We start from the raw sequence: 21332 nt of genomic DNA on the forward strand, positions 1-21332 counted from the left end.
CGGACAAGTGAGAATTAGCTGAGAATGGACGCAGCGGCCGCCTGGCTGCTGTACTCGTGGCTGCAAGCAGTTCTATAGGGCAATAAGCGCGGAGGGCTCAGACAGACATCCGTGCGGGTCTGGAACATCCGCTGCAGGCAAAGCCACCTCCATGACCGTCATTTTTCTGCTTGAAAAGTTGAATTATAAAGGAGAGCCGATGGTCTTATGAAAACGACTTCCCGCCGTTGTTCACTGCAGATTGACGATTACCTGGATCTGCTGAATCTTGCCATCCAGCTTGGCGATGTGAAATGGCAGAGAGAAATTACCCGCAAGATGGAAATGACGCTGTCCTCTCTGGAAACGACCTCGAAATAATCACATCCATGCATTTCAAGGATTATGGCCACATGATCCCATATATACGAAAGACACCTGGACGTCTGTGCCCCGGAAAGTACCGTGGCCGTGAAGAGCGTTTAAGGTGTCTTTTTTTGACGTTAAATGACGAGATGCTTTGAATCCTCAGCATGGCTGGGGACGGAGCGACTCCACCTCTCTATCCCCGCCCCAGCTCCGCGTCAGTCTGCAGCTTCATGCGGTATTCATGCGGCGATATGCCTTCCAGCTCCTTGAACACGCGCGAGAATTGCTTCGTGTTCTCGAATCCGACCGCCTTGCCGATATCGGCCAGCTTCATCGCCCCGTCCTGAAGCAATGACTTGGCCCGCGAGATCCGCAGCTTCTTCAGGTAAGCGACAAAGTTTTCGCCCGTATGGGCTTTGAACGCCTCGCTGAAATACGAATAATTAAGCGACACGTGATTGCTGACCATCGCCATGTTCAGCGGTCGGTGGTAGTTCTCTTCCATATAAGCGATGGCTGCCTTCATCTCGGAATGCTCGCTATGAGCGGACCGGATGCCTTGAATATATTCGTTCACACTCAGCAGCAGATGCTCGAGACTGCGGTAATACGCATGAAAATGACGGTAATTATCCATCGTCCCTACCCTTCGGTAGAGCTTGAGCACCTCGACCATCGACTCCCCGTATACGCGGAACACCTCATCGAGCACCTGCTCATTGATCTGCTTGCCCACGCGCTCCAGATAAGCGATATCCACATGCGGCATATCCCCGATATGAAAAATATCCAGCAGCAGCGTCTTGATCTCCCGGTCGCGCCCGGTGCCCAGCATATTGCCGAGCTTGCGGATATCCTCCTCCGGCATCGGATAAGTGCGCAGCTCGCCGTTTATGTCCTCATGATTCATCAGCCTGATATTCGGTTGAATGAAGGTGTAGCTGAGCGCCAGGAGCGCCTGACTATAGCAGATCCGGACATCCTCGATCCGGGAGCCTTCCCGGCTGATGCCGACGAATAATCCGTCCATCTCCCGCTCCGCAAACTGCCGTGCCAGCTTCTCGAACTGTCCGTCCGGGCTGCCGACCAGCACGAGCCTCCCCCGGCCGTCCAAAAGGCTGGCGCTGATTCGCCCCTCGACGGATTCCATCATTTTCTCCACGAGCTGCTTCAGCTCATCCTTGTTCATCGTATTGCCGTCTTCGTACTTATATTTCATGACAGCCACCCGAAACGGCTTGACGTACGCTTCGAAGCCGATCGATTCGGCCGCTGCCGCCAAATCAATGCCGGTATCCTCCGGTTGCTCCAGCAGCTCCTTGAGACGGTGAGACTGCAGCTGCTGAAGATACACGTCGGTGGCGGCCATGCGGCTGTCCACTTCGGCCTGCCGAATCAGCGCTTCCTCCGTCTTGCGCAGCGCGGCGAAGAGCTCCTCGCGCCGGATCGGCTTCAGGAGGTATTCCTTCACCTGATACCGGATCGCAGCCTTCGCGTATTCGAAGTCCTCATAGCCGCTCAGGATCAGCACGACCGGCTTGGCTGCCCCCGTTCCTTCCAGCTCGGCCAGCGACTCGATTAGCCGGATGCCGTCCATGACCGGCATCCGGATGTCGGTTATCACGATGTCCGCCGGCTGGGCGCGAAGCAGCTGCAGCGCTTCCTCCCCTTGCGAAGCCATCCGGATATCGTACACCTCCGGGAACTCCCGCTCGATCATCATCTTCAATCCGAAGCGGATGTTCTTCTCGTCATCCACGATCAACAGATTTCTCATGTCCGCCTCCTCCTCCCGTTAACAACACCTTCGGAAACGTCATCGTCACCAGCGTAAACCCTCCTTCTTCGCTATTCACGTCCAAGCCGTATTCATTCCCGTAGAACAGCTTGATCCGCTGATGCACGTTCCGGAGCCCGATGCCTCCGGCCTGCTGCCCGCCTCGCCCGTAATCTCCGGACGGAAGATCCTCATCATGCACGGTGCGCAAAACTTCGCGCAGCCTGCCCAGACGGTAGGCTTCGATGCCAACCCCGTTATCCTTCACGTAAATCGTAATCCGGTCCTCCTCCCAGGCCACCACATCGATCTGGATCCGCTTCGCTTCGGCCGAGCCGTCCGGCCAACCGTGCTTCACCGCATTTTCCACGATCGGCTGCAGCGACATCTTCAGCACCTCCAGCTCCATGAATTCCGAAGGTATATTAAGCTCAAGCTCAATCGGCTCATCGTACCGGATATTCATAACGTCAATGTAATTGCGAATATGGCGGATTTCATCCCTCAGCTTGACGTATTCCCCCGACCATTTGAAATTGTAGCGCATCATGCCGCCCAGCGAGGTTAACGCATCCGAGATCGTGCGCTGTCCCTCGATTTCGGCCAGCATCTTGATGTTTTCGAGCGTGTTGTACAGGAAATGCGAGTCGATCTGGCTGTGCAGCGTTCGAAGCTCCGCTTCCTTCGTGACGGCTTGCTTCCGGATCCCTTGCGCAATCAGCTCATTAATCGTGCGGATCAGCTTATTGAAATGATGCGCAAGCTCGCCGACCTCGCCGCCGCCCCGGATATCGATACCGGAGGAAACCTCGCCCTTGCGCACCTTCTTCATCGTGTCGGTCAGGCGCCGCAAATTTTTCAAGATAATCGAGTTCAAATAATACGTGATCACCGACAGCAAAATGATCAGGATCACGTTCGCCGCTATGATCTGCCACTGCGCTTTGGATACATTGTTCAGCGCCCCCTCCAGGGAAACGACATTCAGCACATGCGCTTGCAGCCGCTCCACCGGCGCGGCGATAAGCAGGTAAGACGCCCCGTCCACGCTGAACCGGGAATGGACGATGCGGTCCGATTCCGGATCGGTCTCCTCCTGTAAGAGCTTCTTGAACTGGGTCTCTACCTCGTCCCGCAGCCCCTCTCGGCTGGACATGAAGGACTGCCTGCGATCCATGAAAAACTGGCCGTCCCGATCCACGATCACCATCTGCGAGCCGGTATCATGAATTCCCCCAAACGTCTTCGGCGCGAAATACTTAAGCAGCATATCGACCTGAATAAGCCCGTCCTCGGCACCGCTTCCGACCCGCCGGATCAGGGACACCTTCGGCTGCTCTTCGGGAACATCTGTCGCATAGCGCTGAAGAATATCCGGATCCCGGTGATTGAATACCCACAGCTCACTGACGCCCTGCGACTTCATCTGGGCGAACCAGGGCTCCGCGGCAATGCGGCTCTCTTTGAAGATAATCGGCCACATTTCCATGACATGCTCATTGCCGGTGAACAAGCGGAGGTGTGCAATGTTGGGGTTATTCGTCTGAATCCGCTGAATGTCCTTGGACGGCCCCCACGCCACCTCCATCAGCGCGGCCGAGCTGAGCTCCTCCTCGATCCGCAGGTAATCCTTGATGGACTGGTCGGAGATCGCAAGCTGCGCCGCCATCTCGATCGACTCGATCTGGCTCTGCATGTTCATCTTTTCGGTCTCCAGCAGGAACGTGTTTTGATTCAGCGCATCGCTGATATACGTATCCCGAATCTGCTGAAAAAAGTAGTTCGACACGATGATGCTCGGAATGAGCAAAATCAAAATATAGGCGGCCACCAGGCGGCTCTGCATGGACCTGCGCCCGACCCAGTAGGTAAAGGATGAAATTAGCTGCACCCATCGTTTTCTCATGACGGTCACTTCCTGTTTCGTTAACGTCCGCGCTTCCATCGTGAACTGACGCTCTTCCTGCCCCGACAAGCCGGATATGCTCCTATCATATCGCTTGACATGCCAAAAGGCACCCTATTTCGACATCAAAAGAAATAGGGTACCTTCGCATCTAATTTCCATTCACCTCAAGTGGGTTGCTTCCATTATTTCAGGAACTCCTCAAGCTTTTTCACATTCTCCTCGTATTCTTTCTGTCTGTATTCCTGCACTTTCGCAAATCCGAGCGACTCGCGTTTAGCCAAGTAATCGTTCCACACTTGGTCAAACTCCGCATCCGAGGAGGACAGCAGCAGCTTCGGCAGCGTCTTGCCCCATTCGGTCAGGACCTTGTCGTTAATAATCCCTTCCTCGGAGCTGCCGTCCGGATCAAGCTGATCAAATTGCGAGAAGCTGTGAGCCTTGCCGCGCGTCCAGTCTTCCATCTGCTTGAACGGCTCGACGGCCGGAGGGGCCCATGCCGGAGTCATGTTTGTGTCCATCATCATCCAGAAGGTGTGGGACGCGCCGTATTTTTTGTCAAACGCGCCGCGGTCGCTGTTCAGCAGCTCCACAACCTCAGGGAGGAACTGGTCCTTGCCGTCAATCGTATCCCAGGTAACGCCCTGCTTGCCGAGGTACAGGTCACGCTGTCCTTCTTCGGAGATCAGATAGCTCAGGAAGCGGATGGCGCGTGCTTTGTCCTTAACATCTTTGGAGATCAGCGTTAACGTCCAGCCGGAGATCGATGGTCCCGACAGCGTCGGCTGGTCCAGATTGGAGTTGGCCGGTCCGTCTACCGCGATATATACGGAGTTCGGATCGTTCGCGTAGAGCACGTTCTGCTGGTTAGCCATGTCGCTTCGCTGATACAGCATCGCGAAATAGCGGCCTTGGGCAATCTTCTCTTCCATTTGCGGACGCTTATCTACGAAGATATCCTTGGACAGCAGCCCTTTTTCATTCGCCTGGCGCAGCGTCTTCAGCCATTTCACGTATTCCGGATCGGTGGAGCGGTCATACAGCTTGCCGTCCTTCTCCAGCGGGATCGCCAGGAAGTTTTGGATATAGCTCTCGAGCGAATAGTTGCCCTTCTCGTGGAAGTCGTGCAGGCCAAGCGGAATCAGCGGCTGCCCGTTCACGTCCGGGAACATTTTCTTTGCATCTTCAAGCGCTTTCAAGAAACCTTCAGGCGTGCGCATATCCGGCTTGCCGAGCGCCTCGTACATATCCTTGCGCACGAGGAATGTCTGGTTGGACGTGATGTTGTCGCTGAACTTCTCGTAATCCTTCGGCGAAGAGGACGCGTTCGGATAGCCGTAGATGTTGCCGTCGTCCTTCGTATACCACGATACCTTTCCAGGATCGGTTACTTTAAAGAAATACGGATCGTATTGCTCCGCCAGCTCATTCAGCGGCAGGACGAGCTCGCCTTCGATCATTTTCTTAACCGCGTCGTTGTTCCAGTCCAGCGTGATGAAATCCGGAAGCGTGCCGGAGGCGATCATCGTGTTCATCTTCTCGGTCTCGTTGCCGGCAGGAACGATAAAGTTGATATTAACCCCGGTTTTCTCGGTTACGTATTGAGAGGTGATGTCTTCTCCCCATTTGTTCGGGAACCAGGCGAAGTTGATGTACCAGTCGAACGTGATCGGCGATGTGTCCACCTTCCAGCCCGGATCGTCCTGGGTCAGCTTCACTTCCTCTGCAGGGGGCGACTGCTCCCCTTCCTTCTCCGAGGCGTTTTTGTTATCGCCGCCGGACGAGCATGCTGTCGTAAAGGCCATGACCAGCGCGAACATCAACAGCAGAAGGCTCTTTGGCTTAAGCATCTTGCTCATGTGTTTTTCCCCTTTTCTTATTTAGAGATATGATTATATAGAACCCTTGCCAGGAGTGGCAAGAGAAACTACCCTTGCTACGGCAGTACATGCCAAGCGGTTGCCCCGTCGGCCATCCGGAAGCGCCGTCCGGCTGCATTCATGCCCTGGCGCTCCCGCGGCCGATGCCGGTTTATCCCTTGATCGAGCCGATCATCATCCCTTTGACGAAATAGCGCTGCAGGAACGGATAGACGAACACGATCGGAAGCGTCGTGACGACCATCGTCGCCATTTTGATCGACTGCGAGGTCACCGTCTTGGAGATGCCTCCCGGCACCTGGGCCATCATCTGGTTCGAACTGGACTGCGCGATGACCTTGTACAAGTAGGTCTGGATCGGCTGCAGATCCGTGTTGTTGATATAGATCACACCCGTGAAATAGTCGTTCCATTGGTAGACGCCGTGGAACAGGGCGATGGTGGCGATGACCGGCATCGAGACCGGCAGCACGACCCGCAGGAAGATCGACCAATCGTTCGCCCCGTCGATCTTCGCCGCTTCTTCCAGCCCGTCCGGAATTTCCCGGAAGAACGTCATGAAGATGATGAGGTCGAAGAAGCTGAACATGGCGGGAATGATGTAGACCAGGAAGCTGTCCAGCATGTTAAGGTCCTTGATCAGCAGGTACGTCGGAATCAATCCGCCGCCGAAAAACATCGTGACCGTGCCCAAGAAAATATATAGTTTCCCGCCGATCAGCCCCTTGCGGGAGAACGCATAAGCTACCATCGCCGTAAACAGAACGTGGACGAATACGCCGATCACCGTTTTGGCGACCGTAATGCCCATGGCCGTCATGATGCCGGAGCTTTGGAAGACCGCCTCGAAGTTTTGCAGGCTGAACTGCCGCGGCCACCAGTAGATCCCTCCGCGCATGGCGTCCTGCCCGTCGTTGAAGGCATTGACCAGCACGTACCAGATCGGGTAAATGGTCAGAAAGCATACGATCAGCATGCCGAAATTGTTGAACATGTCGAAGATGGCTTCGCCCTTTGTTTTGCGTTTAAACATCGTTTGCCGCTGCCTCCTTTCGTTAGAACAGGGATGTATCGTTCAGTTTTTTGGTAACCCGGTTGGCAATCAGCAGCAGGATGATCGCAATGATCGACTTGAACAGCGAAACGGCCTGGGCGTATGAATAGCGTCCGTTCTGCAAACCGGTATGGTAGACAAAGATGTCGATGACATTGCTCGCGCTTTCATTCAGCGTGTTGCGGAGCACCAGGATCTGGTCGAAGTTGGAATTCAGCACACCGCCGACGGCCAGAATGAACAGAATGGAGATGGTTGCTTTAATTCCCGGGAGCGTGATGTACCACATTTTCTGAAAGCGCCCCGCCCCGTCGATCGTGGCAGCCTCGTACATTTCCGGTGAGATGCTGGCGATGGCCGCCAGGTAGATGATCGCGGACCAGCCGAGCTCCTTCCAAATATCCGACGTAATAACGATGCCCCAGAAGTACTTCGGCTCGGCCAAATACGTAATAGGCTGATCGATCACGTTCAGGGAAAGCAGGATTTTGTTGATAATGCCGACATCCGCCAGCCAGGTCATCAGAATGCCGCCGAGGATAACCCAGGAGATGAAGTGCGGCAAATACGATATCGTCTGGATCGTCCGCTTGTAGCGAAACGACCGGATTTCATTCAGAAACAGCGCAAAAATGATCGGCAGCGGAAACCCGATGAACAGCTTCAGCAAGCTGATCCCGAGCGTGTTGCGCATGACGCTCGTGAAATCGTCGTTGGCGAAAAATTCCTTGTAATGCTCCAGTCCTACCCAAGGGGCCTCGCCAATGGACTTGACGATGTTGAATTCCTTAAAGGCGATGATGACGCCGTACATCGGGATATAGTTGAAAATGATCATCCAGATGACGCCGAGCAGCGCCATGATCTGCAGATGCCGCTGGCTGTAAAGCTTCTTGAGCCATCGGCTTCGGGCAAACTTCCTCCCGTCCTCAAGGGGCGGCGCAGGCGCCGTGCCCCCTCCGGTCTCTGCTGCAGGTTCGGCATGGGGTTGATTGCGCATGGTTATGACCTCCAGGTTGATGTCTCTCTATTTTTGTAAACCCTTTCAAATCCTTAGCTATATTGTAGTCCCACACGGCATCCTCTCGTAAGGTTTCAGATTTCGTATCGGGGTGCTCATTTTTCGGGTGATTTCGGGAATCCGCCTTGCTAGACTCACTCGGCATCCCGTGTCCGTAACGCCGACAAAAAAATTGCACACAAAAAAACATGAGCGGAAGCTGATGCTCGCTCCCGCTCATGTTCTCATTTTATATTAAGCTGCTATCTTTCGGTTACTCCGATTTCTCCTGCTCACGCTGCTCATGCTTGCTCTCATGCTCTTGCTGAAACTTCTCGCGCATCAGCTTCTGCATGATGAATTTCTCCTGATCATTGAGGCTTCCTTGGTTATCCTGAATGATCATGTTGTCGATGTTGCGCTTGAGTACCTCGCTATGCGTGTTCAATATGATTCACTCCTTTTAAATAATTACACCCCTGCAGATTTGCCTAAAAATCTGACAACCTATGACAGGGACATGTGTATTACCTAACCAAACTCCATCCGATGAATCAGTTTTGGCCGAATTTCCAGGTATCGGGGTATTCGTGAGCGAACCCCCCGAGCCCCCTTCTTCCGGCTCTATCTCTGGGTATTAGCTGCTGCTTCCGTTAATCTGGATTCCCTTGCTGAGCGATTTCTGCTGTTTGTTCGTATTGATGAGCTGGGGAAGCTTTCTCGTTTCCTTGACCATAGGGGAATGACACAAGTGGCACACAGGCTCCGTGTCGAACGCAAAATCGTCCCGCATCCACCCTTTGCAGTCTTCCTTCGTGCATGCCCACACTTCCGTAATTTCCTCAGGAATACTTTCCATCGAGTTTTTACGCGAATACATATAACGCTCCTCCTTGTGCTTGTCGTTAGAAATCGAAAAACAACCCTCCTGCAAACGTGAGCTCGGCTGCAGCCAGCCCAACTCCGCAGGGACCCCTGAACATCCTGCTTTGTTGAAAAACGAAAAGAGGACTGCCCTTAATGTGACACATTAAGGGCAGTCCTCGCTCGTACTTACAGTTTTACAACGTTCTCAGCTTGTGGTCCACGGTTGCCTTCAACGATGTTGAACTCAACGCGTTGGCCTTCGTCCAGCGTCTTGAAGCCATCGCCTTGGATCGCGCTGAAGTGAACGAATACATCGTTTCCGCCTTCAACTTCGATGAAACCGAAGCCCTTCTCAGCATTAAACCATTTAACAGTTCCTGTTTGCATGGGGGAATCCTCCTTGATTTATATTTATATGACCTTTTTTTCTTCGCAAGCGGAATAAAAAAATTCACATATTGCACAAGGTTATCTGAAATGACAACCCTCTACAATATGTGAATTCAGGTCGATTTCGATATTCATATCTTACCACATCTGCGCTTACATAGCAAATAATTTAAAAAAATAATCGTACACCATAATGAACCGGTGCGCAAGCCCGATCTGACGGGCAATCGCGGCGTTTTATCCGCGCTGAAGACCAAGCAGGCAGCCCCCCGGTTTAAAAATTAGGGGGACTTCCTGCAGCTGTGCATCTTCATCGAAGGCATCGCATTATTGCCGAAGCTCCAGCAGCGTCTCCCGCCATCTCTCCAGCACATCATTCGAGTTATGCAGCCGGATCGTAACGGCAGACAGAATATCCGCATATTTCGCCCGGTCTTCCCGAACCGCCACAACTTCGGCGCTGAATCGCTGCCGGGGATGGCGGGAGTCCTGCACATCCGGAAGTGCGCGAAGCGCAAGCCGGACATAGTGGGCCGCCCCCTCATGAATGGCCACCAATGTGGCTTGGCCGGAACGAAGAATATTGCCCGTCGTTACCGTGCCCGGCCACAGCGCAATCCGGATCGTGCTCCGGGTTAGCGCCAGCACTTCCCCGGCGCTGACCATGGCGGTATGCGGCCATAAATCCTCCGTTACGGTCAGCAGCATCATTGCGACATGCTGCTTCGATTCCAGCTCCCGGCCGTTCAGCCACTGGCATAAACCTTCCGAGATTAAAGCCCTCTGCGTCACAGCGGTTCTCTCCTTCCTTTCCTTAAGAAAACTCCACCCAATCCAGCTCGACCCTGCCTTGGCTGACACCAATTACGAGATGGACCGGCCCTTCTTCAACCACTAGCTCCGAAGCAAGCCTGAACACCTGCCACCCTTCGCCGCTGACAGACAGCTTCACCAGCTCCCTGTCCCTGATCCGCAGCGTTAACTCTGCGCTTCCTTCCGGAAGCAGCGCCCGGATATCGAGCTGATACGCAGCCGTTTGGGCGCACAGCGCCTCATAGGCGAGCCAGTCGCCTGCCTGCAGCTGGACGCAAACCAGATTGTCCGCCTCCCACGGTTTTCCGCCTTCCGGCGCGTAGCTCGGCTTCTCGGCCTTGCCGGTGATCATCCTCATCGGAACGCCGTCGTTTACCCGCAGACCAATGTTTCCTTCTGCCTTCGAGCCGACGTGGTAAGAAACGCCTTCCCCGCGGTAGCCGTAAAATTCCGCAGGTATCTGGATCGGCAGCTGCCGAAACAGCGAACGCGATACATTCGGATAGGCGTCGCAAGCTTCCAGCAGAAGGTTATCCAAGTACGTCTGAAGGATGGCCTCGGCTTCTTCTTGGGAAGGCTTCGCTCCGCCCTCAAGGTAGTCCGTCAGCTTATCCCAGCCTTCCGGCCTGCGGATCGAGTACGGCGAGTTGCTTGTGTCCATCTTCTTCCACGTCCAGAAATTCCACGAAATATTATGGTCCTCGAACAACCGGAATGCCCCTGTATACCACTGAGGGTTGTTCTCCCCGCCTTCGCCCATAAAGATGGGAACATTCCATCGCTCCCGGTGATCCAAATACTTCTGAATGCTCTCCGTATCCGGATTGTTCCAATATTTATGGAATTGCAGCAGGAGGTTATCGTCAAAATGATCGTCGAATATTTGCCAATCCGTCGACCAGTGCACGCCTTCCAAAATGATCATATGGCGCTGGTCCACTTCCCGGATAGCTGCCGTTATTTCACGATAGAGCGGCATAACCCGGTCGTTATACTCGCTGAACCAATCCGGCAGCGGCTCGTTCAGAAGATCATAGCCGGCAACGATCCACTCATCCTTGTAGCGCTCGGCGAGCATCCGCCACAGCGCCACCGTACGCTCGATATTCAGCGGGTCTGTGAACAGCTCCGGCATATCGCGCGCCGAATCATCAATATTCGCTCCGGTCTGTCCTCCGGGCGCTCCATGTAAATCCAGAATAACATACAGCCGGTAGGACCTGCACCAATCGATCACCCGGTCGATCAATCGAAGATGGCCTTCGTGGAATTGAAAGGGCTTTTGCTGCCCCTCCTCCATGATTACCCTGGCGTTAATCGGCAGCCGGATCGAGTTGAAGCCCTGCTCGGCCATTTGCCGGATATCCGCTTCGCCGATATACCGCTCATAATAGGTTTCCCAGAAGGCCGCTGCCTTCTCTTCTCCGATCAGGTCCTTTACCATAGCCTCGATCCGCCGCGGCCGGTCTCCCTGCTCGGGCATCTTCCACATGTATCCTTCAGGCAGCAGCCAGCTGCCAAGTCCTACGCCGCGAAGCAAAATTTCTTGTCCTTCCCCGTTCACAAGGCGTTTGCCGTCTGCCCGAATGAAACCGTTTACCAATGAATTGCCGCTCACGCTCAATCCCATCATGTCATCCTCCCTGCTCTCTTGTCTGTAACGAATGTACTTGACTCCCGACTGCCGATTTCCCAGTCGCCGCTTCCGATGAAGCAGCGAAGCAGCCTTCGGCTCTTAACGCGTAACACCCAAAATTCTATACGATGGCCGGGGGGCGAATCCTCCCGCTGCCGAAAATCAGGGATGCATCCTGAAATTTCGTGCCGCTGCTTCGGCGGCCATGGTATACTGCAAGCGAACAGAACGCCACTCTGAGCCGAACAGTTATGTAAGGCATAACCGTTAAGCCTTGGTAATTTCAAGCCATATGCTTTTGGAAAGGATGATCCCTTTGACAGATGAGAATAATCCGTGCCTGCTGTACTTGATTTCGGGTCCGCTCGGCGTTGGAAAATCAACGACAGCGAAGATATTGGCAGCGCGCGCGGAACGGTGTGTGCTGATTGAGGCCGACCTGCTTCTTCATATGCTGCATCATGAGCTGCCGCTTTCATGGGATGAACGCTTAAGCGTAACTTGGAAGAACATTCTGGCTTTAACGCGAAATGTGCTGCAGCAAGGACTGAATATCGTGATTGATTTTGTCGTAGAGGATGAACTCGAGTGGTTTTGCGGGCAGTTGTCCGACCTGGATGTAAGCATAAAATATGCTGTGCTGCGTGCAGACAAGGAGAAAATCGCCGAAAGGCTGACAACAAGAGGGGATATCGATTCCCTGGAGCGCTCTTTATTTTTGCTGGACAAATTGGAATCCATGCCGCAGAACCGGCAGTTCCTGTACGACACGACGCTGAAACGGCCCGAGGACACAGCGGAAGCAATTCTTCTGGATCCCCGTTTTCAGATGCATGCATGACATCGGCAAAAAATTGCAGTACGTTCGTGCGACACAAAAAGGGTGGTTCCCCATTGGCAGATGCCTTCTGCCGGGAGCCCCCCTTATTTCTTGTCCACGTGCCTTAACGCTTAAGTTCATCCTGCGAAAGAACCGCGGCTGATCCCGAATGTTTACGGTGCCGCCTTGGTAATCCCTGGTGTAGAAGCAGCTGAAGCCGGTATTCCCGCCGAGCCCCTGCGCTCCCCGCCCGGCAGTTTGCCGAACAGGACCCATGTCCAGCCCCCGAGCCGCCGAATGCCGTACACCAGCAAATAGGAGACAACCAGCGCCGCCGCCAGTCCGCCAGCATACCATGCGAGCAAAAGCCAGGAATGGTCCGTCTTCGGCCGATAGTCCCGGTAAACGAGCAGCACCAGCGGGTGCACGAGATAAATCCCGAAGGAATACACCCCGATTCTTCGAAAGCCCCGAACGAGCAGGCTCCGCTTCCCGCCGACCCGCAGGGCGACCTGCATCATGACCAGCGCCGTTGTCAGCGTATGCACGTTCCAGAACGCGTCATAGACAAGCGGGTGAACCTCGATCCCATGCAGCCTCTGATTATAACGCAGCCCGATATGCACCAGCGCACTGGCGATCCACGTTGTCCACAGCGCGGCCCAGCCAAGCCTCCGAAGCAGCGGCCGAGCGGCATGCCTGGCATCGGTGAGCCAGGATTTGACGCGCTCATAGTAGATTCCCATCCAGGCACCGAGGAAGTAATATGACAGAAACGACAGCGACCAGCTGTTCCGGTTCGTCACATGCCACCATGCATCATTCGCCAAGTAGAAGATCCACTGCAGCACGATTCCGGCCAGCACGCAGACGGCGGCAAAGCGCCGGAAACGCTTCAGCAGGAGCAGTATCAGCGGAAACAGCAAGTAGAACTGGATGTTGATGAAAATAAAATACAAATGCGTATAGGATTTCCCCGTGGCCAGCTTGGGCCAGAAGCTATCCAGCATGGATGAGACGTCGGTCACGCCTCCCCGATGGTACCAGGCCACCGTAAAAAACAGCACCGAGAAGATGAAATACGGCACCAGAATGTACATCAGCCGGTTGCGGTAAAACCGGGCAAGGTCCTTGCCCCGAAACGGACGGTGATAGTAATTGTAGAACAGCACGAAGCTGCTCAGAAAAATAAACGTCGTCGTGCCCACTTTGGAAAATATGTTCAAAAAGTTGTATAAGCCAAAAAAATCGTCCCCGCGCATCTGGACCGTCGCGAACGATGTCGCATGCACCATCAGCACGCCCATCATCGCAAAGCCTCGAACCAGGTCGATTTCCGTAAGTTTTGCGCGTTTCTCCATTCATTTCCCCTCTTTTCCGAACGCCCCCTATTATAGCCCAGGTTACACCGGCTTGGTACTTAAATTTTTCTGAATTTGGTATGGAACAAGCATCCTTTGCCATACCAGTGTAAAAAGAGCCTGGCAGGCAAGGCCGGACAACAACCGGCTTTAGGCTGCATCCAATATTTAGCGAATAGGAGGAGATTTCTGCTGATCGAATTCAAACGCGTCAACAAATTTTTCGGAAGCTTTCACGTTCTGAAAGAAATCGACCTGACCGTTTCGCAAGGGGAAGTCGTGGTTATCGTCGGGCCGTCCGGCTCCGGTAAAAGCACGCTGCTTCGCTGCATCAACCGGCTCGAGAGCATCACCGACGGCGAGCTCGTTGTAAACGGCGTGAGGCTGCATGACAAGCGAATCGATATTAACCGCTTCCGGCGGGATATCGGGATGGTGTTCCAGCATTTCAACCTGTATCCGCACAAAAAGGTGATCGACAACATCATTCTTGCACCCATGAAGGTGCTGGGGATGACCAAGGCAGAAGCCACGGAAAAGGCGATGACCTATCTCAAGCGCGTCGGCATTGCGGACAAAGCGGACAGCTATCCCTCCCAGCTGTCCGGCGGCCAGCAGCAGCGCGTGGCGATCGCCCGGGGGCTGACGATGAATCCCAAAATCATGCTGTTCGACGAGCCGACCTCGGCTCTCGATCCCGAGATGATCGGCGAAGTTCTGGACGTCATGCGTTCGCTTGCCCACCAGGGCATGACCATGGTCATCGTCACCCATGAGATGGGGTTTGCCCGGGAAGCGGCGGACCGCATTGTCTTCATGGATGAAGGCAAGATCATTGAAGACGCTGCGGCGGCCGAGTTTTTCTCGCAGCCGCGCGAAGAGAGGGCGCGAACCTTTCTAAGCCGTCTGCTGCATCATTAGTCAGGAGTAGGAAGCGAGAGGCTCCTTGGTCTCGGGATTATTCATGACCTAAATGATTGATACCGTGAAGAATATTGATTTTGAAGGGGGATCCGGAATGAATAGAAGATTGTCCAGAACGTTCAGGTGGAGCGCGGCGGTGCTGTCGCTGATCATCATGCTGATCGCCGCGGGCTGCGGCAGCTCTGGCGAGGTTGACACGCTTGAGGCGATCAAGAAGCGCGGCAAACTGGTGGCCGGCGTGAAATACGACACGAAGCTGTTCGGGCTGCAGGACCCTGCTACCGGCCAGGTGGAGGGCTTCGATATCGATATGGCCAAGGCCCTCGCCAAAAAAATCCTGGGCGACGAAACCAAGCTCGAGCTCAAGGAAGTCACCTCCAAAACGCGAATCGACATGCTGCGAAACGGGGATATCGATATTATCATCGCCACCATGACGATTACGGAGGAGCGTAAGGAGCAGGTCGACTTCAGTGACGTCTATTTCGAGGCCGGCCAATCGCTTCTCGTCAAGAAGGGCAGCCCGATCACAGGACTGGAGAGCCTGAACAAAGATACGAAAGTGCTCACCGTTAAAGGCTCGACCTCTGCGCAAAATATCCGCGAGAAAGCGCCGGACGCCGAGATCCTGGAATTCGAGAACTATCAGGATGCCTTCACCGCCCTCCGGGCAGGTCAAGGCGATGCGCTGACTACCGACAATTCCATTCTGCTCGGTATGCAAAAGCAGGACCCGAATTACGAGCTGGTTGGCGGCAATTTTACGGATGAGCCATACGGAATGGCCATTAAGAAAGGGAATCCCGAGTTTGTTAAGACCGTCAACGAGCTGCTTAAAGAAATGAAGGAAAGCGGCGAATATGACCGGCTGTATGAGCAGTGGATGGGCATCAAGCCGGAATAATCTGCAAGTCCTGCAAGGCGTTTTTCATGTCATGCAAAGCGTTATTTATGCAAAGTGTTCCCGTTGTATGCATGCGCCCCTCCTCTTGTTGATCGGGGGAGGGAGCGATTTCGTCTTATCCGAACGGCAAGCTCAATCCCCTATCGGAGGTGAGGAATATTGAACCTGTGGGATTTCAGCATCCTGATCGATTACTGGGATGATTTTATGGCGGGCCTGGGCCGGACGGTGCTGGCAAGCCTCCTCGGGCTGATCGGCAGTTTGGTTCTCGGCACTTTGATTGCCGTCCTCCGAATCGCTCCGTTTCGCATCCTCAATGTGGTCGGCACCGTGTATGTCGAATTTATCCGCAACATTCCGCTGCTGGTGACCGTTTTTTTCTTTTTCCTTGGGGTGCCTGCGCTTGGGATAGCAATGGAGCCGTTTACCGCCGGCACGCTCGGTTTAATCGTCTACACCGCCGCTTTCGTTGCGGAGTCTATCCGGGCCGGCATCCAGGCTGTCCCTTCAGGACAATCCGAGGCGGCCCGCTCCTCCGGGCTCAGCTATATTCAAACCATGCGGAGCATTATTCTGCCCCAAGCGGTCAAAATCGTGCTGCCGGCGATCGGCAACCAGATGATTAATCTCGTGAAGAATTCTTCCGTGCTGGCGGTCATCGCCGGTCTCGACCTGATGTACTACGCGGACATCATCAATCTGAAAACGTTCAAGGGGATTCCGGTATATACCCTTGTTGCCTTGTTCTACCTGCTGCTGACCATACCGCTCAGTCAGGCGGTTCATTACATGGAGCGGCGCTTTGCCAAGAGCAACTGATTTCCCTTGCAACTTGACTATCTCGGAATTCTGCAAAATCCTCATCTATAAGGGAGGTGGCACAAGATGGATTTTATCGGCGCATACTCCTGGCCGAATTTGCGATATCTCCTTCAGGGCTTTTGGATTACGGTACAGGTTGCCGGCTTGTCAATTCTATTCAGCTTTATCATCGGAACCGTGCTGGGAACCGTCCGGTATGCAAGGGTCGCCTTCGTCTCGAGGACGGTCGCCATTCTCGTGGATGCCATCCGGAATCTGCCGCTCCTGCTGATCATTTTTTTCATCGGCATGATTTTGCCCCAAGCCGGCATCCGCATTCCGACCTTTTGGGCGGCGGTCGTCGGGCTGAGCATCTTCGAAGGGGCGATGATCTCCGAAATCGTCCGCAGCGGTCTCGTATCCGTCGATAAGGGACAGATTGAGGCGGCCCGCGCCTCGGGCCTTTCCTACATGCAGACGCTTCGGCATGTTATCCTCCCGCTCGCGCTGCGCCGAATGTCCCCGCCGATGGTGAGCCAATTCATATCGCTGATAAAGGACACGTCCCTGGCCATCATCATTTCGCTGCCGGAGCTGATGCGGAACGTAAAGATTCTAAGCGGATCCAGCTTCTCCTATGTCATTCCGGCCCTTGTATTTGCGTCCCTGCTCTACTTCACCTTGAATTATTCGCTGTCGCTCGTCGCTAAGCGGCTCGAGGCCAGGCAGATTTAAGGAGACGAAAACCCAGGGCGCTTGCTCCGATGAAGCCTCCGTCAATGAGAACGGAGCTTCGTAAACCGCGAGGCTGCTTCTGGAACAGCAAGGCAACCTAAGGCTGCCCCTTAAGCCGCAGGGCTGCAGCTTGAACCCGCAAGGATTCTTGCTTCTTATATGGCACGGCTACTTCGAACCGCGACGCTGCTTCTTACATCGCAAAGCTGCTTTGAACCGCGGCGCTGCTCCCTAAATCAAAGGTTACTGCTGAACCGCGAGGTCTTTTACCCCTGCGGTTCTTTGCCGTTTCGTCGCACTGCTCATTCATAGGAAAAATCGGTGATTATCCAAGCGGGCTGCAACCCTGTGCGTCAACGCATCGTCTAATGAGCATATCGCTAATCGATTCTTGAAGGAGTGCTTACGATGAAGAAAGGATTGCAGCTGCTGGTCGGCTTTTCCCTGATGGCGGGTCTTTGGCCCGGCCCGGCGATCCCCGAAGCCTCGGCCTTATCTTGTGCCGAGCCCCGAAAAATCACCGAAGAGCTCAAAGTATCGGATATCGTGTTCCGCGGAACCCTCGTCTCCTACGACGAGAACTCCGACTTCATGAAGAGCACCTATATCTTCTCGGTTTCGGAATGGTGGAAGGGCGATCTGGAGGAAGGGACGATCACGCTCCATCCTACCGGCTGGGACACTTTTGAAGAAGGCAAGGAATACATCGTGTTCGCGAATGCCGGTAAAGAAAGGGCCAAAGCCCGACTCTGCGGGAATACGGGACCGTCCTCTTCGGTCGATGCCTCTTCCTTGGCGAAGGCAAACAGCCTGAAGCTTCCCGGCAGCCTGAAACGACGGCATCTGGGGCCGGACTTAGAGGCATTCTCGCCAGCGTGATTGAAATGATCCGCTTCCTGTGCAGCAAATATTAAAACCGCCTCCCTCATGTCTCCTGTCACTTCCATAAGAAAAACATCTATCGATGCACCTAAACAGAAGACAGACCGCGTTTAGCGGTAATTTTTCTTGCGATATCAGGCAGCAGATCCTTCGAAGTTTACCTGATATCTTCAAAAATATCGAACCAATTCCCCTTACACGCGTATATAACAATAAGAATGCACAAGCCGACAGGAGGATGAGAGATGATCAAGAGATTTTTGCTGCTGACGCTTCTACTGGGGGTTCTCTCGGGCTGCTCATTGCTGGACAGCGTGAACAATTCCCTGGATTATACGAAGGAAGCCGGCACGTTCATCAATGAGGCTTCCCAATTTGCACAGTCCATCCCGGATCTGGCCCAACAGGCGGCTACGAGCGCGGATGCCAAAGAGACGCTGACCAAGGAGCTCGAAGAAATGAAGACACGCATCTCGGAGTTTAACGGGATCGAGGCTCCCGCTTTTGCGCAGGATATACACGAGCAGCTTGTAGCGCTAAATGACACGCTGTTGACCGACATCAACGGATATATGGACCAGATCCAAAATGGTGTGACCGATCTCCAAAATTCCGGCATCGTTGAGACGGTGAACAAAATCAACGAGACCATGGACCTGATCCAAAATCTCCAGCCATAATCGAACATTGGCACAGCAATAAGGCTGTTCCCGAAGATCCCGCGGATCTTGAGGACAGCCTTATCGCTTGTGTCCGAAGACAGATGAAGTCATGCATCGCGATCAATTTCGACTCACTGAACAATAAGCTGAAGATTCCCCGTAAAAGCTTCCCGGACGACATACCGGGTCTGGTCCGCGCTAGGTGTCAAAATCCAATACGCGCCGCGTCTCTCCCCGGCATTCTCCGGTTCCCAGGCGGCAACGAACTGCCAGGCGTCTCCGTACCGCTCGTCGCAGGATTCCCGAAAGGCTTCGGCAACCCTTTCCCGGGGCAAGAGCTCCAGCGGGAACGCCTGAACGCTGCCATAGGCCTTCATCCAGTCAGCGAACGGCATCATATCCGATGCATACAGCTCCGCATAATACCCCTCGCCTCCCCCTGCCAGGGCTGCAAAGGCTTGCTCGTCGCCTTCCTGAGCGGCCTGGTACAGCAGAGAAACCGTCTGAATCGGCGTCCAGAGGGGCGTATCATAATTGGAAGCCAGGAACTCCCTGTACTCCGCGGCCGACTGTATGCCTGCCGATACGAGCTCCTCGAAGGATGCTTCCCTTCCCAGCTCATATGCTCCCGGATAAATCGCCGTATGGTCGATCACCTTCGGCCCGTCCGGAAACACATTGACAAACCATACATTCTGATCCCCATAGCTCAGCTCTTCCAGCACAAGCTCGACCTGGCTGCCGTAATGGATGGACAGCAGCCGCCTGCTGTCTTCCGCTAGAGTGTGCTTATCGAAGGCACGAAAGCGCTCCGGTTTCAGCTCGCGCTTCCCTGCTTCCTCAATCAGCACATCCAGCTTTGAGGGCGTCATCCGAACACTGGCAATGTCCGCATACCGGAAATACGCCTCGCGATCCTCCGCGTGCAGCGCTTCAAACATCTTCAGAACGGTATCGACCGCCATGCGGTCCCGGCTGTCCTCCTGCGGGGAAAGGCTCTGCGAAGCCGTGCCCTTTCGCTCCTTGTCCTCGTTTGCCGGACGCTGCACCTCGGACTTCTCCGCTGGCGGCTGCTGCGCCCGAGCCGTTGAGAGCTCCTCTACGGGAGCCGGCACCGTGCCGGACAAAGGCTGAGGCGACGTCCCCTCTTGGCTGCACGCCGCAGCCATCAGCATCAACGCAATCGACAGGAATTGCCCTCCATAACGGCGATACCGCCTCATACGATCATTCAAGCTTGTACACCCCCTCGTAACGACAACCAACGATGTATATGTAAGGTTTCCGTCAATCCCTATATATTCATCATCGTCATTCCCAAAGCGAATGTTAATTGATACTGTAATAAAAATCGCACGGATGAACAAAAGGATTCATCCGTGCGATAGCTGTCATTGACCCCTCCGGCTTCCACGCCTACTCACACGAGCCGGGACAACCGAGCCCATCGGGAATATATGAAGGTCCGCTGCATCATAAATCGTTACGCATCTTCAAAACCGATCGTAGCTGACAAACTCCAGCACCGGCTTACGGTAGCCTCTCGGACGAGGCTTCGCGGCATCTTCCTTGCCGATCGCAATCAGCATGGCGGGAACATATTCAGCGGGAATACCGAGCACCTTACGAAGCAGCTCGGGATCATAGCCGATCATCGGACAGGTATCCCACCCTTTATCCTTGGCAACAAGCATCAGCATCATCGCGGACAAGCTTGCATTGCGAATCGCCTCATCCCGCATGAAGGACGCTCCCCGTTCCTCGTAGAACCGGGTGACCTCTTCAATCGTCTGGTCATATTCGAGCTTGTCGATGATGCCCAGATTAAGGAAGCCCTCGTTCATCCGTCCAACATCCTCATAGGCCCGCATATGGCCAAGCACAACGATTACGGCAGAGGCCGTCCGGATCTTATGCTGCTTGTTGGCGGCTTCGTACACCTGATCCTTAAGGTCCGGGGACTTTACCACTACATAGCGGGCATGCTGGAGATTGAAAGCCGAAGGAGCATATTTCACCTCATTAAATATGTCGTCCAGCGTTTTGTCCGGGATGTCGATGCCTTCGATGAACCGGTTTGCGGATCTCCGGCTTTTGATTAAGGATGTCAAATCATTCATTGTTTTCACGCCCCCTCCGCTCAAATTCTTTCATTAAAAGATCAATGCATCCAGGGAGTAAGTCCCCGCACCGGTCAGTGCGAGCGCCACCGCAGCTGCAATCAGCAGCAGATTGTACTCATAACCATTCGCAGTAGACCAGTAGCCGTTCTTTCCGTGAACTTTAACGATTGCCCCAAGCATCGTCAGCGTGATGAGCGCTGCTCCAAGCACGGTCAAAAATCCTGCAGCGAGCAGCAGCCCGCCTACCAGCTCCATCAGACCCGCCATGACAGCCGCTGCAACCCCTGGCTTGATGCCCATCGATTCCATCCAGCCCCCGGTTCCCTTCGGACCGTAGCCGCCGAACCAGCCAAACAATTTCTGTGCGCCGTGGGCCATAAACGACAGCCCGATGACCAAACGAAGAATAAGCAAACCGAAATCCATTGACATTATAAAAACCTCCAAGT

At 54.2% G+C, this 21332-nt stretch carries 22 protein-coding genes; 8 read left to right on the forward strand and 14 right to left on the reverse strand.

The window, feature by feature from the left end:
- The first annotated feature begins 207 nt into the window (after window positions 1–207).
- Window positions 208–360 (forward strand): hypothetical protein, encoded by a 153-nt coding sequence (locus BBD41_RS30000; RefSeq protein WP_007130568.1) that lies wholly within the window; start codon window positions 208–210, stop codon window positions 358–360.
- 181 nt (window positions 361–541) lie between these two features.
- Here BBD41_RS30000 and BBD41_RS12040 read toward each other — a convergent pair whose 3' ends face one another.
- From BBD41_RS12040 to BBD41_RS12080, 10 genes are all read right to left on the reverse strand, one after another.
- Entirely contained in the window at window positions 542–2125 is a 1584-nt protein-coding gene (locus tag BBD41_RS12040; protein WP_099477736.1) for a response regulator, read from the reverse strand.
- Window positions 2100–4100 carry a cache domain-containing sensor histidine kinase gene (locus tag BBD41_RS12045; RefSeq protein WP_237087064.1) on the reverse strand — a complete coding sequence of 667 codons (2001 nt, stop codon included), beginning with the start codon at window positions 4098–4100 and terminating at the stop codon, window positions 2100–2102. Before BBD41_RS12045 ends, BBD41_RS12040 begins: the two co-directional genes overlap by 26 nt.
- Window positions 4101–4216: 116 nt before the next feature.
- Window positions 4217–5890, reverse strand: a complete 1674-nt coding sequence (locus BBD41_RS12050) for an extracellular solute-binding protein (protein ID WP_206098301.1) — start codon at window positions 5888–5890, stop codon at window positions 4217–4219.
- A gap of 172 nt (window positions 5891–6062) precedes the next feature.
- On the reverse strand, window positions 6063–6944 hold the full coding sequence (locus tag BBD41_RS12055) for a carbohydrate ABC transporter permease (RefSeq protein WP_077570082.1): 882 nt from the start codon (window positions 6942–6944) through the stop codon (window positions 6063–6065).
- A gap of 22 nt (window positions 6945–6966) precedes the next feature.
- Window positions 6967–7965: an ABC transporter permease gene (locus BBD41_RS12060; RefSeq protein WP_099477737.1), complete on the reverse strand. Its 999-nt coding sequence runs from the start codon at window positions 7963–7965 to the stop codon at window positions 6967–6969.
- Window positions 7966–8239: 274 nt separating this feature from the next.
- Complete coding sequence (locus BBD41_RS30005) at window positions 8240–8413, reverse strand: hypothetical protein (RefSeq protein WP_167392972.1); 174 nt, start codon at window positions 8411–8413, stop codon at window positions 8240–8242.
- Between the two features lie 189 nt (window positions 8414–8602).
- Window positions 8603–8845 (reverse strand): cold-shock protein, encoded by a 243-nt coding sequence (locus tag BBD41_RS12065; protein ID WP_028404717.1) that lies wholly within the window; start codon window positions 8843–8845, stop codon window positions 8603–8605.
- A 173-nt stretch (window positions 8846–9018) separates the two neighbouring features.
- Window positions 9019–9219, reverse strand: coding sequence for a cold-shock protein CspD (gene cspD / locus BBD41_RS12070; protein ID WP_006207896.1), 201 nt, complete (start codon window positions 9217–9219; stop codon window positions 9019–9021).
- 330 nt (window positions 9220–9549) lie between these two features.
- Entirely contained in the window at window positions 9550–10014 is a 465-nt protein-coding gene (locus BBD41_RS12075) for a pyridoxamine 5'-phosphate oxidase family protein (RefSeq protein ID WP_099477738.1), read from the reverse strand.
- A 22-nt stretch (window positions 10015–10036) separates the two neighbouring features.
- A complete protein-coding gene (locus tag BBD41_RS12080) occupies window positions 10037–11668 on the reverse strand; it encodes a cellulase family glycosylhydrolase (RefSeq protein WP_077570086.1) in 1632 nt (543 codons plus the stop codon).
- A 310-nt stretch (window positions 11669–11978) separates the two neighbouring features.
- Between BBD41_RS12080 and BBD41_RS12085 the strand changes: the two genes are divergently transcribed.
- Window positions 11979–12512 (forward strand): P-loop nucleotide/nucleoside kinase family protein, encoded by a 534-nt coding sequence (locus tag BBD41_RS12085; RefSeq protein WP_099480590.1) that lies wholly within the window; start codon window positions 11979–11981, stop codon window positions 12510–12512.
- Window positions 12513–12664: 152 nt separating this feature from the next.
- Here the strand turns inward: BBD41_RS12085 and BBD41_RS12090 are convergent, their stop codons facing one another.
- Window positions 12665–13852: an acyltransferase gene (locus tag BBD41_RS12090; protein WP_077570090.1), complete on the reverse strand. Its 1188-nt coding sequence runs from the start codon at window positions 13850–13852 to the stop codon at window positions 12665–12667.
- 192 nt (window positions 13853–14044) lie between these two features.
- Here BBD41_RS12090 and BBD41_RS12095 point away from each other — a divergent pair, with 192 nt between their 5' ends.
- The 6 genes from BBD41_RS12095 (at window position 14045) to BBD41_RS12120 (ending at window position 18778) form a co-directional block, all read left to right on the forward strand.
- A complete protein-coding gene (locus tag BBD41_RS12095) occupies window positions 14045–14773 on the forward strand; it encodes an amino acid ABC transporter ATP-binding protein (protein ID WP_077570719.1) in 729 nt (242 codons plus the stop codon).
- Between the two features lie 97 nt (window positions 14774–14870).
- Entirely contained in the window at window positions 14871–15680 is an 810-nt protein-coding gene (locus BBD41_RS12100) for an ABC transporter substrate-binding protein (protein WP_034272895.1), read from the forward strand.
- Between the two features lie 165 nt (window positions 15681–15845).
- The gene (locus tag BBD41_RS12105) at window positions 15846–16499 is read left to right on the forward strand and encodes an amino acid ABC transporter permease (RefSeq protein WP_167393016.1); all 654 of its coding nucleotides are present in this window, start codon (window positions 15846–15848) and stop codon (window positions 16497–16499) included.
- Window positions 16500–16565: 66 nt separating this feature from the next.
- Window positions 16566–17216, forward strand: coding sequence for an amino acid ABC transporter permease (locus BBD41_RS12110; protein ID WP_099477739.1), 651 nt, complete (start codon window positions 16566–16568; stop codon window positions 17214–17216).
- A 408-nt stretch (window positions 17217–17624) separates the two neighbouring features.
- Complete coding sequence (locus BBD41_RS12115) at window positions 17625–18095, forward strand: hypothetical protein (RefSeq protein WP_237087065.1); 471 nt, start codon at window positions 17625–17627, stop codon at window positions 18093–18095.
- 248 nt (window positions 18096–18343) lie between these two features.
- Entirely contained in the window at window positions 18344–18778 is a 435-nt protein-coding gene (locus BBD41_RS12120; RefSeq protein WP_007130585.1) for a DUF6376 family protein, read from the forward strand.
- A 113-nt stretch (window positions 18779–18891) separates the two neighbouring features.
- On the opposite strand, the gene BBD41_RS12125 is transcribed toward BBD41_RS12120, so the two are convergent.
- The 3 genes from BBD41_RS12125 to BBD41_RS12135 form a co-directional block, all read right to left on the reverse strand.
- Window positions 18892–19995 carry a hypothetical protein gene (locus BBD41_RS12125; protein WP_099477740.1) on the reverse strand — a complete coding sequence of 368 codons (1104 nt, stop codon included), beginning with the start codon at window positions 19993–19995 and terminating at the stop codon, window positions 18892–18894.
- Window positions 19996–20253: 258 nt separating this feature from the next.
- Entirely contained in the window at window positions 20254–20880 is a 627-nt protein-coding gene (locus tag BBD41_RS12130) for a nitroreductase family protein (protein ID WP_077570100.1), read from the reverse strand.
- 33 nt (window positions 20881–20913) lie between these two features.
- On the reverse strand, window positions 20914–21315 hold the full coding sequence (locus BBD41_RS12135; protein WP_077570102.1) for a DoxX family protein: 402 nt from the start codon (window positions 21313–21315) through the stop codon (window positions 20914–20916).
- Window positions 21316–21332: the final 17 nt, after the last annotated feature.

It is taken from the genome of Paenibacillus ihbetae (assembly GCF_002741055.1).
Classification (GTDB): Bacteria; Bacillota; Bacilli; order Paenibacillales; family Paenibacillaceae; genus Paenibacillus_AQ; species Paenibacillus_AQ ihbetae.